The organism is Sulfuriferula sp. AH1, from assembly GCF_002162035.1.
Taxonomy (GTDB): Bacteria; Pseudomonadota; Gammaproteobacteria; order Burkholderiales; family Sulfuriferulaceae; genus Sulfuriferula.
Window position 1 is genome coordinate 1,323,933 of the sequence record NZ_CP021138.1, and the last position, 20,358, is coordinate 1,344,290.

Annotated in this window: 21 protein-coding genes; 11 read left to right on the forward strand and 10 right to left on the reverse strand. The window is 60.0% G+C overall.

Annotated features, from left to right (window positions below; genetic code table 11):
* The first annotated feature begins 21 nt into the window (after positions 1 to 21).
* Positions 22 to 2,190, forward strand: a complete 2,169-nt coding sequence (locus CAP31_RS06735) for a nitric oxide reductase activation protein NorD (RefSeq protein WP_157662684.1) — start codon at positions 22 to 24, stop codon at positions 2,188 to 2,190.
* A 43-nt stretch (positions 2,191 to 2,233) separates the two neighbouring features.
* Here CAP31_RS06735 and CAP31_RS06740 read toward each other — a convergent pair whose 3' ends face one another.
* Entirely contained in the window at positions 2,234 to 3,181 is a 948-nt protein-coding gene (locus tag CAP31_RS06740; protein WP_087446831.1) for a cation diffusion facilitator family transporter, read from the reverse strand.
* A gap of 297 nt (positions 3,182 to 3,478) precedes the next feature.
* Here CAP31_RS06740 and CAP31_RS06745 point away from each other — a divergent pair, with 297 nt between their 5' ends.
* From CAP31_RS06745 to CAP31_RS06785, 9 genes are all read left to right on the forward strand, one after another.
* Positions 3,479 to 4,429, forward strand: a complete 951-nt coding sequence (locus CAP31_RS06745; RefSeq protein WP_223247405.1) for an urease accessory protein UreD — start codon at positions 3,479 to 3,481, stop codon at positions 4,427 to 4,429.
* Positions 4,430 to 4,480: 51 nt separating this feature from the next.
* Positions 4,481 to 4,783, forward strand: coding sequence for an urease subunit gamma (gene ureA, locus CAP31_RS06750; RefSeq protein WP_087446832.1), 303 nt, complete (start codon positions 4,481 to 4,483; stop codon positions 4,781 to 4,783).
* 9 nt (positions 4,784 to 4,792) lie between these two features.
* Positions 4,793 to 5,110 (forward strand): urease subunit beta, encoded by a 318-nt coding sequence (locus CAP31_RS06755; protein WP_087446833.1) that lies wholly within the window; start codon positions 4,793 to 4,795, stop codon positions 5,108 to 5,110.
* Positions 5,107 to 6,813, forward strand: coding sequence for an urease subunit alpha (ureC, locus tag CAP31_RS06760; RefSeq protein ID WP_087446834.1), 1,707 nt, complete (start codon positions 5,107 to 5,109; stop codon positions 6,811 to 6,813). Before CAP31_RS06755 ends, ureC begins: the two co-directional genes overlap by 4 nt.
* Positions 6,814 to 6,822: 9 nt before the next feature.
* A complete protein-coding gene (gene ureE / locus CAP31_RS06765) occupies positions 6,823 to 7,302 on the forward strand; it encodes an urease accessory protein UreE (RefSeq protein WP_087446835.1) in 480 nt (159 codons plus the stop codon).
* Positions 7,289 to 7,975, forward strand: a complete 687-nt coding sequence (locus tag CAP31_RS06770) for an urease accessory protein UreF (RefSeq protein ID WP_087446836.1) — start codon at positions 7,289 to 7,291, stop codon at positions 7,973 to 7,975. The genes ureE and CAP31_RS06770 overlap by 14 nt, the downstream gene beginning before the upstream one ends.
* Positions 7,976 to 8,031: 56 nt before the next feature.
* On the forward strand, positions 8,032 to 8,646 hold the full coding sequence (ureG, locus tag CAP31_RS06775) for an urease accessory protein UreG (RefSeq protein WP_087446837.1): 615 nt from the start codon (positions 8,032 to 8,034) through the stop codon (positions 8,644 to 8,646).
* Positions 8,647 to 8,986: 340 nt separating this feature from the next.
* Complete coding sequence (locus CAP31_RS06780; RefSeq protein ID WP_087446838.1) at positions 8,987 to 9,325, forward strand: P-II family nitrogen regulator; 339 nt, start codon at positions 8,987 to 8,989, stop codon at positions 9,323 to 9,325.
* Between the two features lie 21 nt (positions 9,326 to 9,346).
* Positions 9,347 to 10,642, forward strand: coding sequence for an ammonium transporter (locus CAP31_RS06785; protein ID WP_304442142.1), 1,296 nt, complete (start codon positions 9,347 to 9,349; stop codon positions 10,640 to 10,642).
* An 81-nt stretch (positions 10,643 to 10,723) separates the two neighbouring features.
* Here CAP31_RS06785 and CAP31_RS06790 read toward each other — a convergent pair whose 3' ends face one another.
* The 9 genes from CAP31_RS06790 to CAP31_RS06830 form a co-directional block, all read right to left on the reverse strand.
* Positions 10,724 to 12,505, reverse strand: coding sequence for a BatD family protein (locus tag CAP31_RS06790; RefSeq protein ID WP_087446840.1), 1,782 nt, complete (start codon positions 12,503 to 12,505; stop codon positions 10,724 to 10,726).
* A 2-nt stretch (positions 12,506 to 12,507) separates the two neighbouring features.
* On the reverse strand, positions 12,508 to 13,383 hold the full coding sequence (locus CAP31_RS06795; protein ID WP_087446841.1) for a tetratricopeptide repeat protein: 876 nt from the start codon (positions 13,381 to 13,383) through the stop codon (positions 12,508 to 12,510).
* Positions 13,374 to 14,369 carry a VWA domain-containing protein gene (locus tag CAP31_RS06800; protein WP_157662685.1) on the reverse strand — a complete coding sequence of 332 codons (996 nt, stop codon included), beginning with the start codon at positions 14,367 to 14,369 and terminating at the stop codon, positions 13,374 to 13,376. Before CAP31_RS06800 ends, CAP31_RS06795 begins: the two co-directional genes overlap by 10 nt.
* Positions 14,360 to 15,325 (reverse strand): VWA domain-containing protein, encoded by a 966-nt coding sequence (locus CAP31_RS06805; protein WP_087446843.1) that lies wholly within the window; start codon positions 15,323 to 15,325, stop codon positions 14,360 to 14,362. The genes CAP31_RS06800 and CAP31_RS06805 overlap by 10 nt, the downstream gene beginning before the upstream one ends.
* Positions 15,322 to 15,783 carry a DUF4381 domain-containing protein gene (locus CAP31_RS06810; RefSeq protein WP_087446844.1) on the reverse strand — a complete coding sequence of 154 codons (462 nt, stop codon included), beginning with the start codon at positions 15,781 to 15,783 and terminating at the stop codon, positions 15,322 to 15,324. The genes CAP31_RS06805 and CAP31_RS06810 overlap by 4 nt, the downstream gene beginning before the upstream one ends.
* The gene (locus CAP31_RS06815) at positions 15,771 to 16,673 is read right to left on the reverse strand and encodes a DUF58 domain-containing protein (RefSeq protein WP_087446845.1); all 903 of its coding nucleotides are present in this window, start codon (positions 16,671 to 16,673) and stop codon (positions 15,771 to 15,773) included. The genes CAP31_RS06810 and CAP31_RS06815 overlap by 13 nt, the downstream gene beginning before the upstream one ends.
* Entirely contained in the window at positions 16,670 to 17,662 is a 993-nt protein-coding gene (locus CAP31_RS06820; RefSeq protein WP_087448301.1) for a MoxR family ATPase, read from the reverse strand. The genes CAP31_RS06815 and CAP31_RS06820 overlap by 4 nt, the downstream gene beginning before the upstream one ends.
* 149 nt (positions 17,663 to 17,811) lie before the next feature.
* On the reverse strand, positions 17,812 to 18,348 hold the full coding sequence (locus tag CAP31_RS06825; RefSeq protein WP_087446846.1) for a hypothetical protein: 537 nt from the start codon (positions 18,346 to 18,348) through the stop codon (positions 17,812 to 17,814).
* Between the two features lie 3 nt (positions 18,349 to 18,351).
* Positions 18,352 to 18,627 carry a hypothetical protein gene (locus tag CAP31_RS06830; protein ID WP_087446847.1) on the reverse strand — a complete coding sequence of 92 codons (276 nt, stop codon included), beginning with the start codon at positions 18,625 to 18,627 and terminating at the stop codon, positions 18,352 to 18,354.
* 171 nt (positions 18,628 to 18,798) lie between these two features.
* Between CAP31_RS06830 and hflX the strand changes: the two genes are divergently transcribed.
* Complete coding sequence (hflX, locus tag CAP31_RS06835; protein ID WP_087446848.1) at positions 18,799 to 20,118, forward strand: GTPase HflX; 1,320 nt, start codon at positions 18,799 to 18,801, stop codon at positions 20,116 to 20,118.
* Positions 20,119 to 20,358 lie beyond the last annotated feature (240 nt).

Here is a 20,358-nt window from a genome sequence, read left to right on the forward strand (position 1 = left end):
CCGGCTGGAACAATGACCGTAATGACGTTTGATACTGTCGGACATGCGGGGCTGGGAGCAGCTTCATGGCAATTGTTCAGGAGCGTGGCAGCCGAGCTGGACGCGTTGCTTGGACAGCAATCGGTTGACGATCTCTTGTCGGCTATCATCAATATTCATCCCCGAACCAGTGCTGCGGCAGTCGATCTGATTCTCGAATCCTGCCTGCACGCTGCCCGCAAACTGGGTAATCCCCATTCTTTTAAACGCTATCTGGCGCTGCTGGAAGAGCTGGTGACAGCGGCCCCCCGTGGTTTGCGTCCCATGCTGGCCAAGCAGGATATTTTGCTGGAACGGCTCAGTATCGGTGGTTTGCAATGCTGGGCGCGTAATGGGATAGCACGCTATAGCCGGGATTTTTCCGGATTGGCGCAATATTTCGCATTGGAAAATGAAGCCTCCTGGCACATGCTTAATCTGCAGAGCGGCAATACGCTGTTTCTGCACGAGCGGCGGCGCCTTGGGCTGTATCTGCGCGCCCTGTGGGGCCGCGAATTCAAAATGCAGCCATTCCCGGTGGGCAGCGACGCCCATGCGGGATTGGCGCGAAGCTTTGTCGATGATGCCGTCATTCATTTGCCGGACACATTCAGCAACGTCGCCGCCAGACCGGGCAAGGATGTTTACCGGGCAGCGGCAGTGCATGCAGCCGCGCATATCGTTTATTCACGGCAAACCTTCCTGCGCCGTAAAATCAACCCGATGCAAAATAGCCTGATAGCACTGATTGAGGATGCACGGGTAGAGGCGCTGGTGATGCGCGATTTTCCCGGATTGCGCAATCTGTGGCTGGACCTGTATCCGCAGTCGCCTTTCCGCAATACCGATTTCCTGTCGCTGGCGCGCCGGCTGACACGGGCGCTGCTTGATCCGGCATATATTGACGACAATGGCTGGATGCAGAAGGGACGGCAGCTGTTTCTGGCACAGCAGCACGATTGGGATGACCCGCAAGTGTCGATCAGGCTGGGATTACTGCTGGCTAATGATCTGGGACAGATGCGGGTCAGGTTCAATGCGCCAGGCTATCTGGTTGAGCCATCCTATCGTGACGACAATCGGGTGCTGTGGCAGCGTCAGGAGAGGGAAGTGCCGCTGCCGGATCAGTCGCAACCCGAGCAGAACAGCGGTGATAGCCGGGCAGCGTTTGTACCTGCTGCGACAGTGGCAGGGCAGCAGGCAACGCAGCCTACCGAGGCCAGTGCCGAAATTTTCCAGCTTGCTACGCCACTGCTTAAGGACGATGCACCTGTCAGGCCGGCATTTCATTATGCGGAATGGGATTATCGTCTGGGTATGGAGCGGCCCGATCGGGCACAAGTGATCGAGCAAGCCTGCGATGAAGCCGATGTCGGCGTTATCAATACGATAGAAGACAGCACCAGCGCCATCCTGTCCAGGCTGAAACGCATTAATCAGAGCGTGCGTCCCAATCTGCTGCGCCGGATCAGGAAACAGGAAGAGGGGGACGAGCTCGATCTCGATGCGGCTATCCGCGCCGCTGCCGATATCAGGCAGCAACGTACGCCGGATTTGCGTATCAACAGCCGCTTTGTCCGTTCTGCGCAGCCGGTGTCGGTATTGCTGTTACTGGATTTGTCCGAGTCGACCAATCAGCGTCTGGCTGATACGGATAAGACCATTCTTGCGCTGGCGCGGGAAACGGCTGTGCTTTTTGGCGGCGCGGTGTCCGATCTGGGGGATAGTTTTGCCATACACGGTTTTTCCTCGAATGGCCGCAACCATGTCGATTATTATCGGCTGAAAGACTTTGATGAAACTTACGACGACCGTATCCGGAAAAGACTGTCCGGCATGAGCGGCAAACTATCGACCCGGATGGGGGCCGCGGCACGCCATGCCGGCCGCTATCTGTCGCAGCAGTACGCCACGCGCAGGATACTGCTGATCGTCAGCGACGGCGAGCCTGCCGATATCGACGTAACCGATGCCAATTATCTGGTGCATGACGCCGCCCACGCGATCAGAAATCTGCGCAGGGCTGGCGTGGATTGTTTCGGTCTGAATCTGAATGCCCGGACAGAATCCCATACTGCCCATATTTTCGGGCGGCGGGGTTACCGTATGCTGCAGGATATTTCCCGTCTGCCGGAAATCTTGCCTGCGATCTATCTGCGTCTGCGCAGCTGATCTTTCGCATTACTCCAGGCGGTTACCGGATTCGTGCTATCGATCATGCATCCGGTTTGATGTGATCCAGATCGGGGCGCCGCCAGGGATCTACGTGCGCCATCAGATCCAGCACGCGATGTCGCTGCATCACCCGCGCTCGCGCGACGACGGCGATGTCATGCCCGGCCTCGACATTGATATCGGCGTCGACTTCGATGTGCGCATCGACGACGATCATGTCGCCCATCTTGCGGGTGCGGATGTCGTGCACTCCTTTGACCCCGGCGGTTTCGATCAGCGTCTGGCGTATGGCGGCCACCTCCTGTTCGTCCACGGCGCGATCCATCAGGTCATGCAGTGCATCCCAGCCGAATCCCCAGCCCATGTTGGCGACCATGAAACCCACGATCAGCGCAGCGATGGGGTCCAGTATCGGATAGCCTGCCAGGTTGCCGACGATACCGATCCCCACCACCAGCGATGAGGCGGCGTCGGAACGCGCATGCCAGGCGTTGGCCACCAGCATGCTCGACTTGACGCGCTTGGCCGTTGTCAGCATGTAGCGGAACAGCAGCTCCTTCGCGATCAGCGCGCCGCCGGCCACCCAGAGTGCGGCGACACCGACTTTGGGCACCGTATCGGGGTCTTCCAGCTTGATAAAAGCCGACCACAGCATGCCCACGCCGACCGCCAGCAGCAGCCCGCCCAGTACCAGCGAGGCGGCGGTCTCGAAGCGTTGATGGCCGTACGGATGATCCTCGTCGGCGTCCTTCTTGCTGTGATGGCTGGCAAACAGCACCACGAAATCCGCGACGAGGTCAGAAAGTGAATGGATGCCATCGGCAATCAGACCTTGGGATTTGGACAGCATGCCGACCGCAATCTGGGTGATGCTCAGGCACAGGTTGACGATGACGCTGACCCAGGTCGTGCGCGATGCGGCAGCAGCACGTTCCGCCAATGTGTGCGGCGAGGCTTCGGGATCGTCAGTGATGTCGGTATGGTCCATGAGGAAATGATGTTGAATATCTGCTGCACCACTTTGTTTTACAGGGGGTGATGGCTGATTTTGGAAAAAGTTTTACTATACAGGAAAGTGCCCCGTTTCGGGGTCGGGGCTGGTTAAGATGCATCAAACCCTGTCAATAGTGTAGCGGAATGCGACCTAGGCAGATGGCGTTTCGATCCCCCGTTTTGGTGCACAATGCACCAGGATGGTGTCTCTGTGAATAAATACAAGTTTCCAGCCAATTATTCTCTGACTTAACCATATGAATCCTATTGGTAAAGGAAAGTGGCGCGGTTCTTGCTGATATTTTTCGGGATACTGAAAATTACCAGAGGGGATATTTTGTCCTGTGACGACCTTGCAGCGAGTCTGCTTCCTGAATTAAGACAAATACGTGCTCAGGTTAAAGGTGCAGGGAAAAGCGCTGGCTGGGATGCATCGCTTGCATTGGGCTATGAACTCACCGCAGACAAAACGGTACTTGCGCGTCGCCAGCATCATGGCCCCCTGGTCGTACAAAAGCCGCTGTATCCGGAAGGCAGCGAAGTGTGCCATACCATCGTCTTGCATCCGCCGGGTGGCATCGCCGGAGGCGATACACTGGAAATTCGCGTGGTACTGGATCGCGCCAGCAAGGCTTTGCTGACATCGCCCGGCGCAGGGAAATGGTATCGGTCGGCGGGTGCGCAGGCCAGCCAGCGCTTGAATTTTACGCTCGCCAAAGGCAGTGTGCTGGAATGGCTGCCGCAAGAAACCATTCTGTTCGATGGCGCACGGGCGCGCATGGATATGCAGGTCGAGCTGGAGCAGGGCGCAATGTTCATGGGCTGGGAGATAGTGTGTCTGGGACGCGCGGCTGCCGGGGAAAGATTTGCACACGGTCATCTGCGCCAGACCGTGCGCATCAATCTGGCGGGCAAGCCGGTGTGGCGCGAATACGGTGATTTGGCGGGCGGAGCTCCGTTGTTGCATTCCCCGGCTGGCCTGGCCGGTTGTACGGTGATGGGCACGCTGATATTTGCAGGCAAAACCGTTCCGGTCAGCTTGCTGGGGGCTTGCCGCAATATTGCAGTGAATGACCATGCCGGGGAGCATTGCGGCGTCACGGCGCTGCCCGACGTACTGATCGCTCGTTATCTGGGGCACAAATCGGAAGCGGCCAAACGCTATTTTATTGCGTTATGGCAGCTGTTGCGGCCCTTTGCGGCAGGCAAAAAAGCATCGATACCACGCATCTGGATGACGTGAAGTATCGCTTCATGTTTTTCAATCAACTTTTTGAATTAAAAAGAGGTCTGGATGGAATTAACCCCGCGGGAGAAGGACAAGTTGCTGATTTTTACAGCGGCATTGCTGGCTGAACGGCGTAAGGACAAGGGGCTGAAACTGAATTATCCGGAAGCGGTTGCCTATATTTCTGCAGCGATCATGGAAGGCGCGCGCGAAGGCAGGACGGTAGCCGAACTGATGGGCTATGGCACCACATTGTTGAAGCGCAGCGATGTGATGGATGGCATACCTGAGATGATCCCGGATATCCAGGTGGAAGCCACTTTCCCGGACGGCACCAAGCTGGTCACCGTACACAACCCGATTGCGTGAGGAGGCAAGATGATACCTGGTGAATTAGTGCCGATGGACGGCGAAATCGAGCTGAATGCGGGTATGGCAACGCATACGCTCAGCGTCGCCAATACCGGCGACCGGCCGATACAGGTGGGTTCGCACTACCATTTTTATGAAACCAATACCGCGCTGGCGTTCGATCGAAATGCCGCCTATGGCTTTCGTCTGAATATTCCGGCAGGTACTGCCGTCCGCTTCGAGCCGGGGCAGGATCGTACTATCGAGCTGGTAGCCCTGGGCGGCGAGCGTGTGGTGTACGGATTTAATGCGCAAGTGATGGGCAAGTTGGAGGAGCGGTCATGAGTCTGAGAATCGGGCGCGCTGCCTATGCCGAGATGTATGGCCCAACCGTTGGCGACAGGCTGCGTCTGGCTGATACCGAGCTGTGGATAGAGGTAGAGAAGGATTTCACCCTCTACGGCGAAGAAGTGAAATTCGGCGGTGGCAAGGTTATCCGCGATGGCATGGGACAGAGCCAGCGTACTTACGCCCATGTGGTCGATACCGTGATTACCAATGCGCTGATCGTGGATCACTGGGGTATCGTCAAGGCTGATATCGGCATTAAATCCGGCCGTATCGTCGGCATCGGCAAGGCAGGCAATCCGGACATACAGTCCGGCGTCGACATCGTTATCGGCGCCAGCACCGAGATCATCGCCGGGGAAGGCTTGATCGTCACGGCGGGCGGCATCGATTCGCACATCCATTTCATCTGCCCGCAGCAAATCGAGGAAGCGCTGATGTCGGGGATAACCACCATGCTCGGCGGCGGCACCGGCCCTGCCACGGGTACCAACGCGACAACTTGCACCTCGGGGCCGTGGTACATGCATCGCATGTTGCAGGCGGCGGATAGTTTCCCGATGAACCTGGGATTTCTCGGCAAGGGCAATGCCAGCCTGCCGGAGCCGCTGCGCGAACAGGTCGCCGCCGGGGCGATCGGGCTGAAACTGCATGAAGACTGGGGCACTACACCGGCAGCGATCGATAACTGTCTGGCAGTCGCCGACGAAATGGATGTGCAGGTCGCCATCCACACCGACACCCTGAACGAATCCGGCTTTGTCGAAACTACGCTGGCGGCGTTCAAGGGCCGGGCGATCCACACCTATCACACCGAGGGCGCAGGCGGCGGCCACGCGCCCGACATCATCAAGGCCTGCGGCGAGCTAAACGTGCTGCCGTCGTCCACCAACCCGACGCGCCCGTACACGGTCAACACTATAGACGAGCATCTGGATATGCTGATGGTGTGTCATCATCTCGACCCCAATATCGCTGAAGACGTGGCTTTTGCCGAGTCGCGTATCCGCCGCGAGACCATTGCCGCCGAAGACATCCTGCACGACCTCGGCGCTTTCAGCATGATCTCCAGCGATTCGCAGGCGATGGGGCGGGTGGGCGAAGTCATCATGCGTACCTGGCAAACCGCGCACAAGATGAAAGTGCAGCGTGGCGCCCTGCCGGAAGACCACGCCAAGAAGGACAACCAGCGGGTGAAGCGCTACATTGCCAAATACACGATCAATCCGGCGATCACCCACGGTATCGCGCATGAAGTCGGCTCGGTGGAAGTGGGCAAGCTGGCCGATCTGGTGCTGTGGCGTCCGGCGTTCTTCGGTGTGAAGCCGTCGCTGATTATCAAGGGCGGCATGATTGCGGCAGCGGCGATGGGCGATCCCAATGCCTCGATCCCGACGCCCCAGCCGGTGCATTATCGGCAGATGTTCGGTGCCTACGGCAAGGCCTGTACTGCGACCTCGGTGACTTTTGTGTCCGGGCTGGCCGCGCGCAGCGATCTGGCCGCGCAACTGGGGCTGGACAAACGCCTGGTGGCAGTGAGCGGCACGCGCACGGTGACCAAGCGGGATATGGTGCATAACGCGCTAATGCCGAAAATCGAAGTCGATCCCGAGACCTATGAAGTCAGGGCGGACGGTGAATTGCTCACCTGCGAACCCGCCGACCTGTTGCCGATGGCGCAACGCTATTTCCTGTTCTGAGTACAGTTTATGTTATTGATTGAGCAATTCTGCAGCACAGCACAACCACCCGACGAGCAGCTGGTGCTGCCGTTCGAACGCAGGCAGAAGAGCCGCTTGCGCACCCGGCTGGCATCAGGCGAAGAAGTAGGGCTGTTCTTGCCTCGCGGCACCATCTTGCGCGGCGGTGACTGCCTGCAAGGCAATGACGGCAGAGTTGTGCTGGTGGTGGCTGCGCCGGAGCCAAGTTTGCTGGTGACGGCCGCAATCGAACGTGACCTGGCCAGAGCAGCCTATCATCTGGGTAACCGGCATGTGCCGCTGCAAGTCGGCGATGGCTGGCTGCGGCTGGGTGCCGATTATGTGCTGAAAGACATGCTGGACGGACTGGGCGTGCAGGTCAGCGAAGAAATTGCCCCGTTCGAACCCGAAGCGGGTGCCTATGGTGGTCATGTGCATAATCACGGCGATGAAGCCGGCCATAAAGGCATCATCCATGAATTTGACTGATTTATCACTGTTGCGGTTATTGCAATTGGCCAGCCCGATGCTGCCGGTGGGCGCATACAGCTATTCGCAAGGACTGGAGTGGGCAGTCGATCAGCGCATCGTGCATGACCGCGATTCAGCGCGGGTGTGGATCGGCGATGTGCTGCAATTCAATGTGGCGCGCTTTGAAGCGCCGTTGTTGCTGCGTTTATATCGTGCCTGGGAACACGATGATTTTGTTCAGCTCGCGCACTGGAACGAAGTGTTCTGCACATCGCGCGAAGCTGCGGAATTGCGCGCCGAAACCGAACAGATGGGTTATTCCATGCGCCGCCTGATGCAGGAGATGGGCGGCTTTGACGCTGCAAGACTGGATCAGTTGTCAAGGCTGGAGCCGCTGAGTTTCCCGGCCGCTTTTGGTTGCGCGGCGGTGTGCTGGAATATTCCGCCGGAAGCGATGGTTTCTGCCTATCTGTGGGCGTGGGTGGAAAATCAGGTCAGCGCTGCGATGAAGAGCATACCGGTCGGGCAAGTAGCGGGACAGCAGATTCTGGCTGAAATCGCGGCGCAACTGCCGCAGTTGGTAAATGCCGTGATGGTCATGGCTGATGATGAAATCAGCAATTACGGACCGATGTTCGCGATAGCGTGCAGCCGGCATGAAACCCAGTACAGCCGGCTGTTCAGGTCATGAGCCGGGATGAAAAGCGTTCGTGGACAAAAGCGCTGTAAATTAAAAGGAAAATCATAATGAACAATACCCAACCTCTGCGCGTCGGTATCGGCGGGCCGGTCGGTTCCGGCAAGACTGCATTGACCCTGGCGCTGTGTAAAAGCCTGCGCGACAAATACCAGCTGGGCGTCGTCACCAACGACATTTACACGCAGGAAGACGCGCAGTTTCTGGTGCGTAACGAAGCCTTGCTGCCGGAGCGCATCATCGGGGTGGAAACCGGCGGCTGTCCGCATACGGCGATTCGCGAGGATGCCTCGATCAATCTGGAAGCGGTTGCGCGCCTGTCGCGTAAATTTACCGATCTGGACATTATTTTCGTCGAGAGCGGCGGCGATAATCTGTCAGCGACATTCAGCCCCGAGCTATCCGATTTGACGCTGTATGTGATCGACGTTGCGGCAGGCGACAAGATTCCGCGCAAAGGCGGCCCGGGCATCACCAAATCCGACCTGCTCATCATCAACAAAATCGATCTGGCACCGATGGTCGGTGCTTCGCTGGAAGTGATGGACAGGGATGCCGCCAGAATGCGCGGCGAGCGGCCATTCGTTTTCAGCAATCTCAAGACCGGTCAAGGGCTGGACAGCATCATCCAGTTCATCGAGCAGAAGGGCCTGTTGAGGGATTAGGCGGACGTCATGCCGCCTGATTAACCGTTTCCAGGTGAAATCTGGCCATACTCAGCGAGTTTCACGCTGGCTCTGCGGCTGTCGCGTTCCTGAAGCGTTTTCTCCCAATTGAAACACCTGCGCACCAGCACTTTCATAGCGCACCGCTGCGAAATCCTGCACCAAAACAGGCCTTGTCCGAATGCCCTTGACCTCTATCCATTTACAAAACCCCGGTAAATCGGCTGTCCAGCCCGTTTTGCGCTTGGCATCAAAATTGCTAATTGTTTCCCGTGGATAAATTTTGATTCACTTCTATTAACATTTTTTGGAGTCTTTCTTAAATTCGAGGGGAGAAGCAATGAAACTTGTTACTGCGATTATCAAGCCGTTCAAGCTTGAAGAAGCACGCGATGCCTTATCCGCTATCGGCATACAGGGCATTACGGTTACCGAAGTAAAGGGATTTGGCCGCCAGAAGGGGCACACCGAGTTCTATCGCGGTGCGGAGTACATGGTGCAATTCGTGCCCAAGATCAAGATCGAGATCGCGATCACCGACGAGAAGCTGTCCCAGGTCATCGAGAGCATGGAAAAAACCTGCAAAACAGGTTCGATAGGCGACGGCAAGATTTTCGTTACCGATCTCGAAAAAGCAGTTCGCATCCGTACCGGCGAAACCGACATTGACGCACTTTAAGGGAGCAGATAGATGAACAAGATGTTAACGAATCGTGTCCTGCCGGCATTGGGCCTGCTGGGATACAGCACCATGAGCCTTGCCGCTGACGCGCCCAGGATGGATGGCGCCAGCACTGCCTGGATGATTACCGCGACCGTGCTGGTGATATTGATGACGATACCGGGGCTGGGGCTGTTTTACGGCGGCCTGGTGCGCACCAAGAACATGCTGTCGATACTGACTCAGGTATTCATTACCTTTTCCCTGCTCTCGGTGCTGTGGGCCTTGTATGGCTACAGTCTGGCCTTTACCACTGGCGGCGAGATGAATTCGATCGTGGGCGGACTGAGCAAGTCGTTCCTGTCCGGCGTCAGCAAGGATTCGCTCACCGGCGTCATTCCTGAATACGTGTACCTGACTTTCCAGATGACCTTTGCGGCCATCACCCCTGCGCTGATTATCGGCGGTTTCGCCGAGCGCATGAAATTCTCGGCGATATTGCTGTTCATGGCCGGCTGGCTCACGCTGGTGTATGCGCCTATCGCGCATATGGTGTGGGGCGGCGGCTGGCTGCAAGGCATGGGCACGATGGACTTTGCCGGCGGCACCGTGGTGCATATTAACGCCGGTATCGCCGCGCTGGTCGGCGCGCTGGTGCTCGGCAAACGCGTCGGCTTCGGCAGGGAATCCATGTCGCCGCACAGCCTGACCATGACCATGATAGGCGGTTCGCTGCTGTGGGTAGGCTGGTTCGGTTTCAATGTGGGCAGCGAGCTGGCGGTGGACAGCACCGCAGGCATGGTGCTGCTCAATACCCAGCTGGCGACGGCTGCCGCCGCAATGGGCTGGCTGTTCGTCGAATGGATCATCAAGGGCAAGCCCAGCATGCTGGGCGGCGTTTCCGGTGCGATCACCGGGCTGGTGGCCATCACTCCGGCCTGCGGGTTTGTTGGCCCCATGGGCAGCATCGTGCTGGGTATCGTCGCTGCCGCTATCTGCTTCTGGTCAACCTCCAGCCTGAAAAACTGGCTGGGCTACGACGATTCGCTGGATGTGTTCGGCATCCACGGCATCGGCGGCATCGTTGGCGCGATCGGCACCGGTTTCCTCGCGTCCACCACTTTCGGCGGTGTCGGTTACGCTGCCGGGGTAAGCATGGGCGAACAGGTGCTCAAGCAATTGACAGCGACCGGCACCACCCTGATCTGGTCGGGCGTAATCAGCTTCATCCTGTTCAAAGTGATCGACATGGCTATCGGCCTGCGCGTGACCGAAGACAACGAACGCGAGGGGCTGGACATCACCGAGCACGGCGAGAAGGCTTATAACCACTGATCCGGAATTGACAGCCGGATTGCAAAGGAGGCGCATTGATTGCGCCTCCTTTTTTATGCTTCGCCGCAGGCAAAGTCTGATCTACGGATATAACGGGGCCAGTCCCTCATCCGTTCGCGCATCAGGTTTGTCCTTGCCGGACAGCGATGGCAGCGCTTCCAGCAAGGGCTGCCCCTGCCATTTACCGCCCGTATAACAGGCGCGGTCGAGCTGCTGCAGCAAAGGTTCGAGTACCGGTTCGCCGATGCGTGCTGCGATGGATTTGATGCCGATAGGCGGATCATCCGGCCAGGCAGTGTGCGCCCAGGCCAGCAGTTGGCGGCGTGCCGTTTGCGGGTCATTCTCCCGGCAGGCTTGCTGGAAGGCTTTGCGCGCCTGGTTCGAATCGGGCATGGCAGGCAGAATCGGCTCCTGCCGCTTGCGCTGGCCTGACATGGCGCCATTGTTGCGCCGTTTTCTTTGCCACAGGACGAGCATGGTTCCTAGCCACAGCAGCGCCAGAGCGAGACTTATCAGCGGCCACAGATAGCCTGGCGGAATGGCAGGTGCAGGATTTGCCGGGTGCGAGGAGGGGGCTGCGCCTCTCTGTGTGGAATCTGCGGCACGCGGCAGCGGCGGCGTCTTTCCGGCGGAAGCGTCAGCCGCACCGGGCAGGATTTCGAGTGCATGTTCACTCAGGTCGATCCTGCGCTGAACATTTTTGGCAGTGTCCCACCAGTACAGATGCATGGCGGGTATGACATAGCGGCCGGCCTGACTGGCGATAATGGCGATATCCTGGTCGCGCGTGCCGAGTACGCTGCTTCCTTGCACGTTGTCATTCAGTTTCGCCTGATCCGGATAGGCGCGCAGACCGTTCGGCAGGGTCATCAGCTGGCTCAGATCGGGCAGCTGGGAAGCGGTCAGTCCCAGTGCTTCAAGGTGCAGATGCAGTGTGATCGGGTCGCTGGCATGAAATGTGCCGCTGGCGGGCTGCAGCGTCTCCGTCAGGGTGACATTCTGCGCCGGCAGCCAGTCCTGATTGGCGTTGGCGGCAGGGCGCGGGCGCACGTTCAGCGCTAGCTGGTCACCCTGGATGCGTATCGGCCGGGTGGCGTTCATCATGCCTGCGAACGGGGTGTGGCCGAAGGCATTGCCGAAGAACGGATCAGCCGCAAAAGGGTCGGCATTACTACTATCCGGCACCTGGGCGTCCAGCACCGGCCCATCGAGCTTGATCGCGCCGCTGCGCTGCGAGAACAGCAGGTATTTGCGCTCTACCATCTGGTATTCCCGGCCGTGATACGACTCGCTGGTCTGTCTGTCCTTGCCCAGCTGCTGAATCAGCACGTCGTTGTTGGGCTGCAGTTCGAGGCTGGCCTGATACAGCGGCTCGTCGACATAAAGCTTGACGGTAAGCGTGACCGCGGCCTGGACGTAGGGCTGTTTCTGGTCCAGCGAGGTGACGATGAAGACATGGGCGTTACCGGCGGATGCCGCATTCCCCGGCTGGGTGCTGGTGCTGTTGCCGCCCACGGTCAGCGTCAGCGCAGGAGATGACTGGCTGCCCCATTGCAAAGCCGGTATCACGATCTTGCCGCCGTGCTTCGGCATCAGCGTCAGGTTCATCTGGGTCTGCGCGGACATCTTGCCGTTGACGATCTGGATGCTGGAACCGGTGCTGCGGCCGACTATGTCGAAATCCTGCCTGAGCGCGCCCAGATCCGGCTGGCTGTCGGTCTGGCCGTCGTGCTGCAAGGTGAGCTGAACCGCTTCGCCTGCGCCCACCTGGCTGCGGTCAAGCGAGGCGAGGACCGCAGCTTCGGCGGACAGACTGAGGCTGGAAAACAACAATGCAATAACGATAAGGCGGACGTTTCTCATGGTTACCTTTCCTGCTGTCGTATCATGTGCTCGATCATGAATTTGCGCCGCAACAGCCCGCCGGGATCGTCGGGGATGCTGCGCAGCCATTGTTCCTGGGCGAGTTTCTTCTCGCTGACAGGGGCATCGGCGGGGAAGGCCCGCTGACCGCTCGCAGCATCGTTACGGGCTTGAGCCGGGGCAGGTTGCGGCTGGCCTTGGGGCTGGCCGCCCGGATTGGAAGGATGGGCTGACGCGGATTGCGGCTGTCCTTGCTGCTGTTGCGACTGCGCGCCTGTCTGCCCGTCCTTGTCGCTGTCTTTATTCGGCTCGGCGTTGTTATGCTGATCGCCTTTGCCCGGCTTCGAGTTCGCGTTCGGGGAAGATGGCTGCCGGGAGCCGTTTTGCTTGTTCGCGTCTTTGTTGCTGCCGGATTGGTTCTGGCTGTTTTTGTTGTCCTTGCCGGAACCGGCGTTTTTATTCGGGGCCGGCTTGGGCGGGGGCGGCTGTTTTTTCAATGCCTGCATCACCAGATCGCGGTTGCGGCGTGCATCCCTGTTCTTCGGATCGAGCGCCAATGCTGCGTCATAGGCCTTGATCGCATCCTGCAGCTGACCGGCATGAGCCAGCGCGTTACCGCGGTTGTAGTGGCTTGTGCTGTTGTTGAAAGCGCTGAAATCCTGCGCTGCGCGCTGATAATCGCCAGCCTGCAATTCGGCATAAGCCTTATGCTGCGGATCGGCGTAGGTACGGGCCGCCGCTGCGGCATTGCCCTGTCGCATCAGATGTTCGCCGCGCTGATTGGCGTTGTGCCACAAGCTGTCCCAGAAATCATTGGCGCTGGCGCCAGACGCCCAGGCCAGCATCGCCGCCAGTAACATGCCGCGTATCATAGCCATCCCCGCCTTGCCAGCAGTGCGGCTACCAGAAGCAGTAGCGGCAGCAGCCAGACGCCGCCGTCCAGCCAGTGCACGACGCTGACGTTGTTCGCGGCTCTGGCTTTTCCGCTGTGCGCTGCGGCAGTCTGCAGATCGTCGATCAGCGTCGGCAGCTGGTCAAGATCGACGTAAACGCCGCCGCCCATCGTGGCCAACTGGCGCAATTGATCGGTATCCAGCCGGACGAGTTTCAACTGGCCATGCGCATCCTGGGCAAAGCCGCTATCGGCCTGATTGACCGGCGCGCCGGCTTTGGTGCCGATCCCCACCACATTGACCGTCATGCCTTGCGCTCGGAGTTTTTGGGCTGCGCCGAAAGCCGCGGACGGATCGGCAAAGCCGTCGGTGAGCACCACGATCTGGCCGTTTTTGCTGCCGCTCCGGGTCAGGAGTTCGCGCGCCTGATCCAGCGCCGGGGTCAGATTGTCTCCGGCGCTCGGCATGATGTCGGGATTCAGCGGCGGCAGCAGCGTGCGTATCGTGGCGACGTCGTCGGTCATCGGCGTGACCGTGTACGGTTCATCGCTGAATGCCACCAGACCGACCCGCGCATCCTCCGCGGCATTGAGAATATCGTCCAGCGCATAGCGTGCGCGCGTATAGCGATTCGGCGTCAGATCGGTAGCCGCCATCGAGGGGGACAGGTCCAGCACCAGCGCCCATGCCTCGTTGCCGCGATAGGCGGCAGAGGGCAGCTGCTGCCAGCTGGGTCCGGTCAGTGCCAGCACGGCCAGGGTCCACGCCAGCGCCAGCCAGGGCCATGGCGTCCGGCTGCGTTTGCCGCCGCCGTCCAGTAACAGCCCCGACAACAGCTCTGTATCGACGAGCCCGGCCCAATTGCCGTTGTTGTCGCGGTGGCGAGCCAGCCAGTAGCTCAGCCCCCATAGCAGCGGCAGCGCCAGCAGCCAGGCGGGGCGCAGAAAATGGAAATGGTGCATTAGCTCCATCTGCGGCCTCTCCATAATACGGCAGGCAGGCTGAGCAGCAACGCTGCGCCCAGCGGCCATGGGAACCATTCATCGCGCGGACGATACCATTGCGCCTTTGCGGCGCTGGGTTCGAGCTTGTCGATGCGGGCGTACACATCTTCGAGCGCATCGGCATCCGTGGCACGGAAATATTCGCCGCCCGTGATCTGGGCGATGCGTTTGAGGGTGTCTTCGTCGAGATCGCCGCCCAGGCCCATGAACTCGGATTGCGACTCGGAACCTACCCCGATGGTGTAGATGCGCAGACCCGCTGCTGCAGCCAGCCTGGCGGCTTCATCCGGCGGCATCGCACCGGCATTGCTGCTGCCGTCGGTAAGCAGGATCAGCACCGTGTCGCCCTTGTGCGGCGTTTTGCCGGGGTCGCTGCGCAGCCGCTTGATGGCCAGGCCGATCGCATCGCCGATGGCCGTCTGTCTGCCGGCGATGCCGATCGCGGCCTCATTCAGAAACTGGCCGACAGTATCCAGATCGGTGGTGAGCGGTGCTTGCAGGTAAGGGCGCGTGCCGAACAGGATAAGGCCTACCTGATCGCCGTGGCGGCGCTGGATGAAATCGCCGGCTACCTTCTGCACGACTTGCAGGCGGCTTAAGTCACCGGCCATGTCCGGGGTCGCCATCGACCCGGAGACATCCACCGCCAGCAGCAGACGCCGGCCGGTGGCCGGAACCGGCTGGGGGTCGCCCAGCCATTGCGGACGGGTGGCAGCGATTACCAGCAATAGCCAGACCAGTACAAACAACACCTTGCGCGGCGATGGCATGGTATGAACGAGCGCTGTCGTTCCGGCGCCGACCATAGCGGCAAAGGGCAGGAACAGCGCCGCCCCCTGCGGCTGTGCGGGCGGGAGCCAGTGTTTCAGCAGCCAGGGCAGCGGCAGCAGGAGCACCATCCAGGGCCATTCGAAATGGATCATTTGCGTCGCCTCAGAAAATTGCGCGCGCCTTGCAGCCAGCGGCTGCGGTCGCCCTGCACATGTCCGCCGTAGGCTGCCCGCAACAGGTTCCGGCCAGATTCGCCGACAAGCTCTTTGCCGCCTTTGGCGACGACGAAAGCCAGCCACGCATCGCCGCTCAGGTTGGCTACAGCCTCGCGGCCGTAGGCGGCAAGGGCATAGCGGCGCAGCAGGTGTTCCAGTGCTTTCGCCAATCCGGCATCGTCGTCGGCGCGGGTTTCCAGTAACTTGAGCTCGCGCAATGCGGTGCGGCGCAGTCGCCGCGACGGGTGCCGCAGCCGGTAAATCAGCGCGCCGGCAGTCAGCACCAGTAATGCAGCGACTATCCACCATCCCGGCGCCAGCGGCCACCAGCCCGGAGGCGGCGGGGCGTGGGGCGGAGCCAGTTGCGCGAGCCAGCCGGAATTCATGCTGCCCATGATGGTTCTCGCAGCAAGGGCGGCAAGCTGCTGGCGACCGGGTCGGATGTATGCAGCCGGGTCAGCGGCAGGTTGAGGCGGCGTGCCAGATTGGCTAGCCGCTGTTCCCGAGTCGCCCATTTCTCCAGCCAGTCCGCCCGGCTGCGGTCGCCGTCCAGCCACCACAAGCGGCCGGGCAGCCCCACCCGGTAATTCCCCGCGGGCAGGCCGGCATGCTCGATCGGATCGACCAGCCACAACAGGCGGCAATCGTTATGCAGCGAAATGGCCGACAGCGTGTTTTCGGCGGCGTCGTCCAGACTGCTGAAGTCGCTCAGCACCAATATCAGGCTGCCGGGCTGGAGCAAGGGGCGCAATGAGCCCAGCAGCGTATTCAGGCTATGGGGATTGGCCTCGCCGGGTGCCTGCGGCTGGGCTGCCGTCAGCGCCTGGAGCACCGGCAATACGCCGGCCTCCCGGGCACGGGGCGGGAATATGCGGGGCGGATTTCCGTTGTCGGCGATGAGTGCGCCCAGACGATCGCCGCCCAAGACGGCAACCCATGCCAGCAGTGCGGCCGCACGCAGCAACAGTGCCGATTTGAGCTGATAGCGGCTACCGAAATAAAGGCCGGGATGCAGATCCGCCAGCAGCCAGACTGGCCGTTCGCGTTCTTCGCGGAACAGCTTGGTGTGCGGCTGACCGCGCCGGGCCGTGACACGCCAGTCGATGTTGCGGGCATCGTCGCCAGGGGCGTACAGGCGTACCTCCTCGAATTCGAGACCGCGGCCGCGCTGGGCGCTGCGGTGCGCGCCCTGCAACCGCGCCATGGCCGGATGACGGGCGTGCAGACTGAGGCCGTGAGCTGCGCCGCGCAAGGCGACCAGCTCGGCGAGGTCGGGCAATATCATGGCGCAGGTACCTGACGCAGCAGTTCGACGACGCAATCCTGCGGAGTGACGCCGCGGGCCTGAGCCGTGTAATCCAGCAGCAAACGGTGGCGCAACGCATCGGGCGCGATGGCCTGCACGTCCTCGGGGCTGACGTAATCGCGCCCGTCCAGCCAGGCCAGCGCACGTGCGCCGCGCTCCATCGCGATGGCCGCACGCGGGCTGGCACCCCAGCGCAGCCATTCGGCCAGTTTCGGACTGTATTTTTCGGGAATACGTGTGGCCTCGACCAGCGCGGCGATGTATTCGGCGATCGAATCGGCCAGCGTGAGATTGAGCACCTCGCGCCGTGCCGTGAAGATAATATCCTGCGTCAATGGTTGCGCCGGCTGCGGCAGCTCCTGCGCATTTTTCGTTTCGCGTCGCGACAGCGCCATGATGCGCAGCGTGGTGGCGCGATCGGGATAATCCACCAGCGTGTGCAGCATGAAACGGTCGAGCTGGGCTTCCGGCAAGGGATACGTGCCTTCGTGCTCTATGGGATTTTGGGTCGCCATCACCAGAAACAGCTCGGGCAACGGATAAGTGGCGGAGCCGACGCTGACCTGATGTTCGCCCATGGCTTCGAGCAGGGCGGATTGCACCTTGGCCGGGGCGCGGTTGATCTCGTCGGCCAGTATCAGGTTGTGGAACAGCGGCCCGCGCTGGAAATGAAAACCGCCTTCTTCAGGCCGGTAGATATCGGACCCGGTGAGGTCGGCGGGCAGCATGTCAGGCGTGAACTGCAAACGCCGGAAATCCGCCATGATCCCTTGCGCCAATGCCTTGACGGCGCGGGTCTTGGCGAGGCCCGGCGGCCCTTCTACCAGAAGATGCCCATCGGCAAGCAGGCCCACCAGCAATCGTTCTACCAGATTTTCCTGCCCCAGTATCTGTTCGTTGAGATAGCTGCGCAAATCATTGAGTGCAACGTAAGCAGGGGTAGTATGAGGGGCTGTACCGACATCCATTGCGATTCCTTCCATTGAATTCACTACCGATACAGAATGGAGATTTCAGAAGAAGTTCCGCGGGCTATGCAAGAGCGCTTGAAAACGTAATTTTTTATATAAAAATCAATGATTAGGTTTCTTTCTGGCTGCTGACAACCCGGCGGTTTTCAGACAGCCAGTCCGGCGAGATGGGGATCCAGCTTGAATAGCAGCAAGGCGACAATGACGAGATATATCGGCCAGGATCGAAACGACACCTGCCAGTCGGTCAGCGACGGCCACATGCTGGAAAATTGCGGCGCCAGCAGGCACCAGATGGCGATGTCCCCGGTTTTGAACTGATAACCGCTATCGACCCGGTAAACCGCCACCAGCAGCGTCACATACAACCCCAGCAGCGGCGCCACAGCGGTGGGCAGGGCGTTATACCAGCGCACGTTGGCGAAACGTACGCTACCCATAATCAGCCGGCCGTTGCCGTCCTGTTTCGGCAGCAGGCTGAACGACACCGGCTGCGCATTGGTGAGGCCGCCGACGACAAGATGCAGCAGTTCATGCAAAAAGGTGCCCGGCAGCGACAGTATCGAATAAATGACAGTGCGCCCGGACAGCCCTTTCAGGAACAGCCAGACGATCAGGGATGGAATCAGGTACAGGGAAGCCTGCTTCAGTGTCTGCAGGCCGGGCAACAGCAGATGGTGCATGCGCTAGAACAGGCGCAGTGAAGCCGATTTCTGCTCTTTTGCGATCTTCTTCAGTGCGTTCTGCGCGGCATTGGTCGCGCCATTTTTTTCGGCGTGTTTGGTGAATTTGGCGATGGCCCGATCCAGCGATGCGCTCATCTCGCGCCATTCGCTCTGGAATTCCGCGTGCTTCACATACGAGGTAGTCAGCTTGCCCGAGCGCATGATGATCATCAGCACGGCGCAGCTGGTGCGGCGCACAGCCAGCGCGGTTTTTCGGTTGCGGTTAATGACCACCATGACAGTCTCCTCTGCATCGCATTGCCAGTTTTGCCTACAATAGCCGATTTGCCGGGCTTGCTCAACTCCAAAGCATAATAGCGTCTTGTCCGCCAATGTTTGCTTCACCTGCGGGCGGTTATCGACGATAATCGTCGTCCGACCTTACTTACCGATGAGAAACCTCCGCGCATGCGAACAGAAACCCAAGAGAAACCCACGCGTGCCGTCGTGGCGGCTGTGCAACTGCCTAACGTGACCGACCTGGAATTCGAGGCGTCGCTGACCGAGCTGCGCGAGCTGGCGAAAACGCTGGGCTATGTGGTCGTGCATACCTTCACACAGAAGCGCGCCAGCTTCGACACGACTGCCTATCTCGGCATTGGCAAGCGCGAGGAAATTCACCTGTACGTCAATAGCGAGACTGACGACGCCGAGCCGATTGAGGCCGTGCTGGTCGATCACGAGATATCGCCGTCGCAGGCGCGCAATCTGGAAAAGGAAGTCGGCTGTGCGGTGATGGACCGCACCATGGTTATCCTCGAGATTTTTCATCGCAATGCACGCTCACCCGCTGCGCGCGCACAGGTCGAGATCGCGCGCCTCGGCTACATGGCGCCGCGCCTGCGCGAGATGGCCAAACTCGCAGGGCCGCAAGGCCGGCAACGCAGCGGCACCGGCGGCCGTGGCGCAGGCGAATCGCACACCGAGCTGGACCGGCGCAAGATCCGCGACCGCATCGCCGAACTGCAACTGGAAATCATCGCCATGGAAGCCGATCGCAAGATCCAGCGCGCACGGCGGCAGGAGCGCCGCAGCCAGGCATCGGTCGCGCTGGTCGGCTACACCAACGCCGGCAAATCCACGCTGATGCGTGCCCTCACCGGCAGCGAAGTGCTGGTTGCCAACAAGCTTTTTGCCACCCTCGACACCACGGTGCGCGTGCTCCAGCCCGAGAGTGTGCCGCGCGTGCTGGTCAGCGATACCGTCGGCTTCATCAAGAACCTGCCGCACGGCTTGGTCGCCTCATTCAAATCGACGCTTGACGAAGCGCTGGATGCATCGCTGTTGCTGCACGTCATCGACGCCAGCGATCCCGGCTTTGAGCGCCAGCTCGAAGTCACTAACGACGTGCTGGCAGAAATCGGCGCGCAGGACGTCCCGCGCATCCGTGTCTTCAACAAGATCGACCACGTCGGCGACGCCCTAGCGCAAGCCGAGTGCGAAGCCGCGCTCAAGGAAAAATACCCAGGCTGCATCGTGATGAGCGCGCACCGCCCTGACGATGTAGCCCGTCTGCACACGGCCATCGTCGAGTTTTTCCAGCGGGATCTGGTCGAGGGCGAGCTGTTTCTGCCCTGGTCGGCACAGCAATTGCGCAGCGACATCTATGCGAATTGCCAGGTAGTGGAGGAGCGGGCAGACGAAGAGGGCGCCCATTTCCGGGTGAGAGGTGAGCCTGACGTGTTGCAAGCCCTGCGCGAGAAGTTCAAGCAGGCGCGAAAAATTTAGCATAGCCAGCTATCGCGCAGCGTTGAGTACCGCTCTGTTAGTTAGCTGAAAGCAAACATTGATAAACTGGCTGTCTTTTCAATTCTACGCAAGTCTATCGTCACGGCCATTCATCGGCAGCAGTAAATGAACAGGAACGCGGGTGAGGCCAAATCCAAACCTGCAAATTGCCGCCCGGATTAGCGAAGCCAGCCTGTACGCTAATACCGCTTCCCGCCTTCAATAAATCAATATCGTGAG